This is a genomic window from Micromonospora sp. DT4 (assembly GCF_049841675.1).
In the GTDB taxonomy this organism is placed as follows: domain Bacteria; phylum Actinomycetota; class Actinomycetes; order Mycobacteriales; family Micromonosporaceae; genus Micromonospora.
Genome location: NZ_JBNCKT010000297.1, coordinates 1 through 1,178 on the forward strand (window position 1 = coordinate 1; position 1,178 = coordinate 1,178).

Below are 1,178 nucleotides of genomic sequence, written 5' to 3' on the forward strand. Positions count from 1 at the left end.
GTCTGCGTCGTGGGATACCGGTGAAGATACGATGCGACATGGCCGTGCGGCCTGGTCTTGACGTCACAATCATGATCATCCCGCACGGCCACCCTCATGATCGGCGCGGGTCACTCAGCTATCGCGCACCAAGTCGTAAGCTAAGCTGCCGCCGTCGGCGCTCGTCGTCCGGACAGCGCTCGTCACGGTCGGTGACCGCGGCCTTCGCCGCCTCGCGTCTATTCGTCCGCTCTCGGCGGTGGGCGTAGAAATGCCGCCCCGAGGATCACGGAAGCGGCGGCACCAAGGAGGCCCGGCAGGAACCACAGGCTTCCGTACGATGCTTCTGCCCGCTGGCCCCCGCCGGACGCCGTGAAGATGGCCAGCGGGATGGCCAGTGCCGCCGTCGTCAAGGGCACGGCGGTCCACCGGGCGACGATTCCCCACCTTCGGCCGGGTGCCGCGCCGATGTCGACGAGGGTGCGCCGGGTTAGCGTGTGCGCGACGACCAGGGCGATGCCGCCCAGCAGCAGGATCAACATGGCCATGGTCGCGCCGAGGAAACTGGCGGTGTTGGCGACGGAGCGCAGCCGGTCGTAGGCGGTCGGGTCGGTTCCGCTGGCCATCTGCGCGCTCGGGGCGAGACGAATGGCCGTTGCCCGGACGAGGAACTGGTCGCGTGGTGACAGTCGGGCGAAGTCCGGAAGAAGCACCTCGCTGGTCCCGTTCGCGGTGAGCCCGAATTTCTGAGCCACGGCGCTGTCTGGGGCGACCACCAGGCCGGGCAGGTTGCCGCCGAGCAGCGGGTCGGTTTCTGCCCGGGTGTCGGCGAGCGAGGATGCTGTCCCGTCCCCGCTGGCGAATACCAGCAGCCCGACTTTCCCGTTGTCCAGCAGGTGCGGATCGGCTCGTGGTGCCGAGCCCGGTTCGCCGAGCATGACCCGGTTGAGCGGCGCCGCTGACTCCCGGGGAAAGCAGTCGGTCACCTCGTTGGGGTTGAGCGTGCGCTGGCTGGACATGCATGCGAGGACCTTCGGCGCTGTCACCCGCAGCTGAGCTTTTGACTCGTCGGGGATCGCGTACCGCACGACCTGCCGCCCACCGTGCGATCGGTAGAACTCCGCTAGCCCTGCATTCCGCACGTCGGCGATCGTCAGCACCATTCCAGCGGATTGACGTCGAGCAGGTCGAGGATTTCG

At 68.0% G+C, this 1,178-nt stretch carries 1 protein-coding gene; it reads right to left on the reverse strand.

Going from position 1 to position 1,178, the window contains the following annotated elements:
* Window positions 1-218: 218 nt before the first annotated feature.
* Window positions 219-1,178 (reverse strand): hypothetical protein (locus ACLQ24_RS29745; protein WP_425895055.1); only part of this gene is annotated, 960 nt, incomplete at its 5' end.